Source organism: Rhodococcus sp. UFZ-B548 (assembly GCF_903819475.1).
Lineage (GTDB): Bacteria > Actinomycetota > Actinomycetes > Mycobacteriales > Mycobacteriaceae > Rhodococcus_F > Rhodococcus_F erythropolis.
This window is the reverse complement of record NZ_CAIJDS010000013.1, coordinates 62948-72729: the sequence shown is the minus strand read 5'-3', so window position 1 is coordinate 72729 and position 9782 is coordinate 62948. Positions and strand designations below refer to the sequence as shown.

Annotated in this window: 4 protein-coding genes; all 4 read left to right on the top strand. The window is 62.6% G+C overall.

The features are described from left to right. Window positions 1–60 precede the first annotated feature (60 nt). Window positions 61–789 (top strand): hypothetical protein, encoded by a 729-nt coding sequence (locus H7C86_RS13925; RefSeq protein WP_019744307.1) that lies wholly within the window; start codon window positions 61–63, stop codon window positions 787–789. A gap of 45 nt (window positions 790–834) precedes the next feature. After that, a complete protein-coding gene (locus H7C86_RS13920; RefSeq protein WP_046378227.1) occupies window positions 835–1698 on the top strand; it encodes a hypothetical protein in 864 nt (287 codons plus the stop codon). Between the two features lie 450 nt (window positions 1699–2148). After that, window positions 2149–5655, top strand: a complete 3507-nt coding sequence (rpoB, locus tag H7C86_RS13915) for a DNA-directed RNA polymerase subunit beta (protein ID WP_019744305.1) — start codon at window positions 2149–2151, stop codon at window positions 5653–5655. Window positions 5656–5772: 117 nt separating this feature from the next. Then, a complete protein-coding gene (locus H7C86_RS13910) occupies window positions 5773–9729 on the top strand; it encodes a DNA-directed RNA polymerase subunit beta' (RefSeq protein ID WP_019744304.1) in 3957 nt (1318 codons plus the stop codon). Window positions 9730–9782 lie beyond the last annotated feature (53 nt).

Sequence of the window (9782 nt, the reverse complement as noted above, 5' to 3'; positions counted from 1 at the left end):
CTGAGTTGTGGCAGTTGACGATTCGCGGCCAGAGGCTGGGCAAAACAGGTAAGTAGGGTAGTGAGTGTGATTCAGAGAAACAGTTCCCCGCAGTCCGGCGGGCCCGAGCAAGTCGAATCGGGAGCGCCGACAACCGGTAGACCGAAGGGGCTGACAGCGTCTCTGATTGCGGTCGGTGTCTTGCTTCTGGCGGCAGTGGTTGCGCTCGGTGTGTTCGGCGTCCCGTACGTTCGGGCGCTCACCACCGACCGCACCACAGCCGAGATGCGTGACGACGCGCTGATCGGTGCGCAGCAAGTCGCGATCAACCTCAACAACGCGGATTCGGCCAATCTCGACCAGTCGATCGAGAACATGCGTTCTTCGGTGACCGGTGACGAGATGACGACGTATCTGCAGACCGTTCAGGATTCGATCACCGACGAGTTGCGTAACTCGGGTTCGAAGGCTGACACCGAAGTTGTGCAGTCCGCGCTGACCGAGCTCAATACCGATGACCGGACCGCCACGGCACTGGTCGTCGTTCGAGTCACCACGACCCAGGGCAACCAGTTCGTCAAGAATCAGCTCGGCATGCGGCTGGGCATGGTCGAGGTCGACGGGGTCTGGAAGGCGCAGTCCGCTGATCCGATCGGATCGCGGCTCGATCTCGGCTCGGGCACTCTGCCGGCTGCCGACGGCTCCACGCCTGCTCCTGACGCAACGCCCGCACCCGGTTCGGGGACCGAAGCACCTGCATCCGGTGCTCCTGCACCGACAACCGAGGGTGGTGATTCCGGTGGCCAGTAGTTCGTCGAACCTGCACACCGACATCCCTCGAAGGAGAAGCGCGTAATGCCACCCAAACGTCGTACCGGCGGACCGTCCTCCCCACAGAACCGTCGGCCGAAGATCGCTGGAAGCGCTCGTTCGCTCAACGTCCCCGCGGGGACGTCCGATTCGGACCCGGTCGAGCCCACGATCGAACAGCCGGAAGAAGAGACACAGGAGGCTGTGAAGCCGGAGGTTGCGAAGCCGGAGGTTGCGAAGCCGACGCTCACGAAGGCCGAGTCCGGAGACATCGAGCCGCCGAAGACGGAAACCGACGCTCCGGAATCCACACCAGGCCCCGATCTGACCAAACCGGCGAAAACCGACGCAGACGAGCCCAAGGCCCCTGCTACCCCGGAGACGGGCGCGGGGGAGTCGGCGACAACACCTACACAATCCAAGGCCGGTTGGCGCCTGGTCGCGATCCTGGGGGCCGCAGCGGTCATCGTCGCGATCCTCGCCGGCATCGCCTTCTTCAAAGTCGGCGCGAAGACGGACGACATCGCCTGGGTGGACGAAGGCGCCACGGCTGAGGTTCTTCGTGTGACGCCGTCGGCGTTGGCTGCAGTCTTCACGTTCTCGCCCGACACGTTCGACGCCGATTTCGACAAGGGTGTCCAGGGCCTGAACCAGTCGATGCGCGATCAGCTGACCCAGTACAAGGACACGCAGAAGGCCGGCGTCGAACAAACTCAGACGGCAACGACCGCTGATGTCCCGCTGATCGGGATCACACGACTCGAGAAGGACCGGGCGCAGTTGCTCGCCCAACTGAACGTCAGCTCGACGCAGAACGGCGTGGCGGCAGACTCTCGCTCCGGAATGGTCATCGTGAGTCTGGAGAAGCAGGACGGAAACTGGCTGATCTCGGAGATTCGCGACCAGTAGCTCGGAGATTCGCGACCAGTACCAGCGCGAAGATCTGGACCGACGCACGATGTCGGTCCAGATTTTTCGTATGTGACGCCGTTGCTGGCTACACTTCCGGTGGCAGTGTTCGAATGCTCGTCACGAATGTTCGAATGCTGCGACACGCGCTCTCGCCCTTGACGGAGCGGTCCGCAAGGTCCACTCTGATCGGTGAACATGCACGGACGAGTGATCGGCAGTCTCACGTCAGTATCTGAATTCGACCCTCAGTTACACCCGACTCGACATTTCCAGAGTAAGGGTGTACTTTTGGACGTTGCGCTGGCTGCCTCCTGTCCACCCCTCGTCTCAACCGCTGCGAAGTCAAGTACTTCTTGCTTTCTGCGACGGGTTTCGTTCGGGTTGTAACCAGCGAAATTCGAAGCAGATACAGCGGCGGTCGCAACAGCACGGAGCGGCCCGCGTGAGGTGCTGGAAGGACGCATCTTGGCAGTCTCTAGCCAGACCAAGGCAGTTTCCGGAATCCCCGGAGCCCCGAAGAGGGTTTCGTTCGCGAAAGTTCGCGAACCCCTCGAAGTTCCCGGGCTTCTTGACGTACAGACAGATTCGTTCGAGTGGCTGATCGGCGCGCAGAGTTGGCGTGAACGAGCAGCGGCACTCGGCGACAATGCAGTGTCCGGTGGTCTCGAGGACATCCTCGCGGAGCTTTCTCCGATCGAGGATTTCAACGGCACTATGTCGCTGTCCTTCTCCGACCCTCGATTCGACGAGGTCAAGGCCTCGACGGACGAGTGCAAAGACAAGGACATGACCTACGCGGCGCCGTTGTTCGTCACCGCGGAGTTCATCAACAACAACACTGGTGAGATCAAGAGCCAGACGGTCTTCATGGGAGATTTCCCGATGATGACCGACAAGGGCACCTTCATCATCAACGGCACCGAGCGTGTGGTCGTCTCGCAGCTCGTGCGTTCCCCCGGTGTGTACTTCGACATGAGCGTCGACAAGAGCACCGAGAAGGATCTGCACAGCGTCAAGGTGATCCCGGGTCGCGGCGCATGGCTCGAGTTCGACGTCGACAAGCGCGACACCGTTGGTGTCCGTATCGACCGCAAGCGTCGTCAGCCTGTCACCGTCCTGCTCAAGGCACTCGGCTGGACCACCGAGCAGATCACGGAGCGCTTCGGCTTCTCCGAGATCCTCATGGCCACGCTGGAGAAGGACAACACCGCCGGCACCGATGAGGCGTTGCTCGACATCTACCGCAAGCTGCGTCCGGGCGAGCCCCCCACCAAGGAGAGCGCGCAGACCCTGCTGGAGAACCTGTTCTTCAAGGACAAGCGCTACGACCTCGCTCGCGTGGGTCGTTACAAGATCAACAAGAAGCTCGGCCTGAACGCGGGTCAGCCGATCGTTGCATCCACGCTCACCGAAGAAGACATCGTCGCCACCGTCGAGTACCTCGTGCGTCTGCACGCAGGTGACACCTCGATGACGGCTCCGGGCGGCGTCGAGGTTCCCGTCGAGGTCGACGACATCGACCACTTCGGCAACCGTCGTCTGCGTACCGTCGGCGAGCTCATCCAGAACCAGATCCGCGTGGGCCTGTCCCGCATGGAGCGTGTGGTTCGTGAGCGCATGACCACGCAGGACGTCGAGGCAATCACGCCTCAGACGCTGATCAACATCCGTCCCGTCGTCGCTGCGATCAGGGAGTTCTTCGGAACCTCCCAGCTGTCGCAGTTCATGGACCAGAACAACCCGCTGTCGGGGCTGACGCACAAGCGTCGTCTGTCCGCCCTCGGCCCGGGTGGTCTGTCCCGTGAGCGCGCCGGCCTCGAGGTTCGCGACGTTCACCCGTCGCACTACGGCCGCATGTGCCCGATCGAGACCCCGGAAGGCCCGAACATCGGCCTGATCGGTTCGCTGTCGGTCTACGCCCGCGTCAACCCGTTCGGTTTCATCGAGACCCCGTACCGTCGCGTCGTCGACGGACAGGTGACCGACGAGGTCGACTACCTGACCGCTGACGAAGAAGACCGCCACGTAGTCGCGCAGGCCAACTCGGCCATCGACCGCGAGGGTCGCTTCACCGACTCGAAGATTCTCGTCCGCCGTAAGGGTGGCGAGGTCGAGTTCGTCGCGTCCTCCGACATCGACTACATGGACGTTTCGCCGCGTCAGATGGTGTCCGTCGCAACCGCGATGATTCCGTTCCTCGAGCACGACGATGCAAACCGTGCCCTGATGGGCGCGAACATGCAGCGTCAGGCTGTCCCGCTGGTTCGCAGCGAGGCACCTCTCGTCGGAACCGGCATGGAGCTGCGTGCAGCTGTGGATGCCGGCGACGTCATCATCACCGAGAAGACCGGTGTCGTGGAGGAGATCTCCGCGGACTACGTCACGGTGATGGCTGACGACGGAAGCCGCAAGACGTACCGGATGCGCAAGTTCGCGCGTTCCAACCAGGGCACGTGCGCCAACCAGCGTCCGATCGTGGACGAGGGACAGCGTGTCGAGGCCGGCCAGGTTCTGGCCGACGGCCCTTGCACCGAGAACGGTGAGATGGCGCTGGGCAAGAACTTGCTCGTCGCGATCATGCCGTGGGAAGGCCACAACTACGAGGACGCGATCATTCTGTCGCAGCGTCTCGTGGAAGAGGACGTCCTGACCTCGATTCACATCGAGGAGCACGAGATCGATGCCCGCGACACCAAGCTCGGTGCCGAGGAAATCACTCGCGACATCCCGAACGTCTCCGACGAGGTCCTCGCCGACCTCGACGAGCGCGGCATCATCCGTATCGGTGCCGAGGTTCGTGACGGCGACGTGCTGGTCGGAAAGGTCACGCCGAAGGGCGAGACCGAGCTGACCCCCGAAGAGCGCCTCCTTCGCGCCATCTTCGGTGAGAAGGCTCGCGAGGTTCGTGACACGTCCCTCAAGGTTCCTCACGGTGAGACCGGCAAGGTCATCGGAATCCGCGTGTTCTCACGTGACGAAGACGACGATCTGCCTCCCGGTGTCAACGAGTTGGTCCGCGTCTACGTGGCACAGAAGCGCAAGATCCAGGACGGCGACAAGCTCGCCGGCCGCCACGGTAACAAGGGCGTCATCGGCAAGATCCTGCCGCAGGAAGACATGCCGTTCCTCTCGGACGGCACGCCTGTCGACATCATCTTGAACACGCACGGTGTCCCGCGTCGTATGAACATCGGTCAGGTCTTGGAGACCCACCTCGGGTGGATCGGCAAGACCGGCTGGAACATTCAGATCGCGTCCGACGGCACTCGTCCCGACTGGGCTGCGACCCTGCCGGAAGAGATGCTGTCCGCTCCGGCCGACTCGAACATCGCCACCCCGGTGTTCGACGGTGCGAAGGAAGACGAGCTCACCGGTCTCCTCGGCGCGACGCTGCCTAACCGTGACGGCGAGCAGATGGTCGGACCCGACGGAAAGGCCACCTTGTTCGACGGCCGCTCCGGCGAGCCGTTCCCGTACCCGGTCTCGGTCGGTTACATGTACATCATCAAGCTGCACCACTTGGTCGACGACAAGATCCACGCTCGTTCGACCGGTCCGTACTCGATGATCACGCAGCAGCCTCTCGGTGGTAAGGCCCAGTTCGGTGGCCAGCGCTTCGGTGAGATGGAGTGCTGGGCGATGCAGGCCTACGGCGCGGCTTACACGCTGCAGGAACTGCTGACCATCAAGTCGGACGACGTGGTCGGTCGAGTCAAGGTGTACGAAGCCATCGTCAAGGGCGAGAACATCCCCGAACCCGGCATCCCCGAGTCGTTCAAGGTGCTCCTCAAGGAGCTCCAGTCGCTCTGCCTCAACGTGGAGGTGCTGTCCTCGGACGGCGCGGCCATCACGATGGCGGACGGCGACGACGAGGACTTGGAGCGGGCCGCAGCGAACCTGGGCATCAACCTGTCCAGGAACGAAGCTGCGACGGTCGACGACCTCGCGAACTAGGTTTCGGTCCCCGGGTTGCTCTTGAAAGAGCGGCCCGGGGGCGTAGTTCACATTTGAATTGGCAGTCAGGTTGCCGGGTGACCGGCAACCGTAACCCCAACGGGGAAAGGAAGTTACGTGCTCGACGTCAACTTCTTCGATGAACTCCGCATTGGCTTGGCCAGTGCAGAGGACATCCGCAATTGGTCCTACGGCGAGGTCAAGAAGCCGGAGACCATCAACTACCGCACGCTCAAGCCCGAGAAGGACGGCCTCTTCTGCGAGAAGATCTTCGGCCCCACCCGGGACTGGGAGTGCTACTGCGGTAAGTACAAGCGTGTCCGCTTCAAGGGCATCATCTGTGAGCGCTGTGGCGTCGAGGTCACTCGCGCCAAGGTTCGTCGTGAGCGTATGGGTCACATCGAACTGGCCGCACCGGTCACGCACATCTGGTACTTCAAGGGTGTTCCGAGCCGTCTCGGTTACCTGCTCGACCTGGCTCCGAAGGATCTCGAAAAGATCATCTACTTCGCTGCCTACGTCATCGTCGGCGTCGACGAGGAGCTCCGTCACAACGAGCTGTCCACTCTCGAAGCCGAGATGCAGGTCGAGAAGAAGACCGTCGCAGATCAGCGCGACGCCGATCTCGAGGCACGTGCGCAGAAGCTCGAAGCCGACATCGCCGAGCTCGAGGCAGAGGGCGCGAAGTCCGATGTCCGCCGCAAGGTCAAGGACGGCGGCGAGCGCGAAATGCGTCAGCTCCGTGACCGCGCGCAGCGTGAGCTGGATCGTCTCGACGAGATCTGGACCACCTTCACCAAGCTGAGCGTCAAGCAGCTCATCATCGACGAGCTCCTGTACCGCGAGCTGGTCGACCGTTACGGCGAGTACTTCACGGGTGCGATGGGCGCAGAGTCCATCCAGATCCTGATGCAGAACTTCGACCTCGACGCCGAGGCAGAGTCTCTCCGTGAGACCATCCGCAGCGGCAAGGGCCAGAAGAAGCTGCGTGCACTCAAGCGCCTCAAGGTGGTTGCGGCATTCCAGACCAACGGCAACTCGCCGATGGGCATGGTCCTCAACGCTGTTCCGGTGATCCCGCCGGAGCTTCGCCCGATGGTTCAGCTCGACGGTGGACGTTTCGCGACGTCCGACCTCAACGACCTGTACCGCCGCGTCATCAACCGCAACAACCGCCTCAAGCGACTGATCGACCTCGGTGCTCCCGAGATCATCGTCAACAACGAGAAGCGGATGCTGCAGGAGTCGGTCGACGCCCTGTTCGACAACGGTCGTCGTGGACGTCCGGTCACCGGACCGGGTAACCGCCCGCTGAAGTCCCTGAGCGATCTGCTCAAGGGCAAGCAGGGTCGTTTCCGTCAGAACCTGCTCGGTAAGCGCGTCGACTACTCGGGTCGTTCCGTGATCGTCGTCGGTCCTCAGCTCAAGCTGCACCAGTGTGGTCTGCCCAAGCTGATGGCTCTCGAGCTGTTCAAGCCGTTCGTGATGAAGCGTCTGGTCGATCTCAACCACGCGCAGAACATCAAGTCGGCCAAGCGCATGGTCGAGCGCAAGCGCGTCCAGGTGTGGGACGTCCTCGAAGAGGTCATCGCCGAGCACCCCGTGCTGCTCAACCGTGCACCTACGCTGCACCGTCTGGGTATCCAGGCATTCGAGCCGCAGCTCGTCGAGGGCAAGGCCATTCAGCTCCACCCGCTGGTGTGTGAGGCCTTCAACGCCGACTTCGACGGTGACCAGATGGCTGTTCACCTCCCGCTGTCGGCAGAGGCTCAGGCCGAGGCCCGCATCCTGATGCTGTCCTCGAACAACATCCTCTCGCCTGCTTCGGGTCGCCCGCTCGCCATGCCGCGTCTGGACATGGTCACGGGTCTGTTCCACCTGACCCGTCTCGACGAGGGTGTCACCGGTGAGCTCGTTGCTCCGACCAACGACGAGGCAGAGCAGGGCGTGTACTCCTCGCCCGCCGAGGCTCAGATGGCAGTCGACCGCGGCGCGCTCTCGGTTCAGGCTCAGATCAAGGTGCGTCTGACGCAGCAGCGTCCGCCGCGCGACCTCGAGAACGAACTGTTCCCCGAGGGCTGGAAATACGGTGACGGCTGGACCGCCACCACGACACTCGGCCGTGTGCTCTTCAACGAGCTGCTTCCGGCGGACTACCCGTTCGTCAACGAGCAGATGCCGAAGAAGCGCCAGGCGACGATCATCAACGATCTCGCCGAGCGGTACCCGATGATCGTGGTTGCTCAGACCGTCGACAAGCTCAAGGACGTCGGGTTCTACTGGGCCACCCGTTCGGGTGTCACGGTCTCGATTTCCGACGTGCTCGTGCCGCCGGAGAAGCCTGCCATCATCGAGGACTTCGAGGCTCAGGCCGACAAGATCGAGAAGCAGTACCAGCGTGGTGCTCTGGACAAGAAGGAGCGCAACAGCGCTCTGGTCACCATTTGGCAGGAAGCGACCGACAAGGTCGGCAAGGCCATGGAGGCTCACTTCCCCGACAGCAACCCGATCCCGATGATCGTGAAGTCCGGCGCAGCCGGCAACATGACTCAGGTTCGTTCGCTCGCCGGTATGAAGGGTCTGGTGACAAACCCGAAGGGTGAGTTCATCCCGCGTCCGATCAAGTCTTCCTTCAAGGAAGGCCTGACCGTTCTCGAGTACTTCATCAACACGCACGGTGCTCGTAAGGGTCTGGCCGATACCGCACTCCGCACCGCCGACTCGGGTTACCTGACCCGTCGTCTGGTGGACGTATCGCAGGACGTCATCGTCCGCGAGGTCGACTGTGGAACTGAGCGCGGCATCGTCACCACGATCGCCGAGAAGCAGGCCGACGGCACGATGATCCGCGATGCTCACGTGGAGACCAGCACGTACGCCCGTACCTTGGCGGCCGATGCAGTCGACGCGAACGGCACCGTCATCGTCGAGCGTGGCCACGATCTCGGTGACCCCGCGATCGATGCTCTGCTCGAAGCCGGCATCACGACGGTCAAGGTCCGCTCGGTCCTGACCTGCACCACCGGCACCGGCGTTTGCGCCACTTGCTACGGCCGTTCGATGGCCACCGGCAAGCTGGTCGACATCGGTGAGGCTGTCGGTATCGTCGCCGCACAGTCGATCGGTGAGCCCGGTACCCAGCTGACCATGCGTACCTTCCACCAGGGTGGTGTCGCAGGAGATGACATCACCGGCGGTCTGCCGCGTGTCCAGGAGCTGTTCGAGGCACGTGTGCCCAAGGGCAAGGCTCCTATCGCGGACGTCACCGGTCGGGTACAGCTCGAAGACGGCGATCGTTTCTACAAGATCACCATCGTTCCGGACGACGGCGGCGAAGAGGTTGTCTACGACAAGCTCAGCAAGCGTCAGCGTCTGCGCGTCTTCAAGCATGCCGATGGTCGCGAAAGCCTCTTGGCTGACGGTGACCACGTCGAGGTCGGACAGCAGCTCATGGAAGGTGCTGCCGATCCCCACGAGGTCCTGCGAGTCATGGGTCCGCGTCAGGTTCAGATCCACTTGGTCAACGAGGTCCAGGAGGTGTACCGGAGCCAGGGTGTGTCGATCCACGACAAGCACATCGAGGTCATCGTGCGCCAGATGCTTCGTCGCGTGACGATCATCGATTCCGGTGCCACCGAGTTCCTGCCCGGTTCGCTCACCGAGCGCGCCGAGTTCGAGTCGGCAAACCGCCGCGTTGTCGCCGAGGGTGGCGAGCCCGCAGCCGGCCGTCCGGTGCTCATGGGTATCACGAAGGCGTCGCTCGCGACGGATTCGTGGCTGTCCGCGGCATCGTTCCAGGAGACCACTCGTGTCTTGACCGACGCGGCTATCAACTGCCGCTCGGACAAGCTGATCGGTCTGAAGGAAAATGTCATCATCGGTAAGCTGATCCCTGCCGGTACCGGTATCAACCGTTACCGCAACATCCAGGTTCAGCCCACCGAAGAGGCACGCGCCGCTGCTTACGCAGTGCCGTCGTACGACGACCAGTACTACAGCCCGGACGGCTTCGGCCAGAACACCGGTGCTGCAGTTCCGCTGGACGACTACGGCTTCAGCAACGACTACCGCTAAGCGTTAGTTCGTAGAAAATCCCCCCACCTCGAAAGAGGTGGGGGGATTTTTCA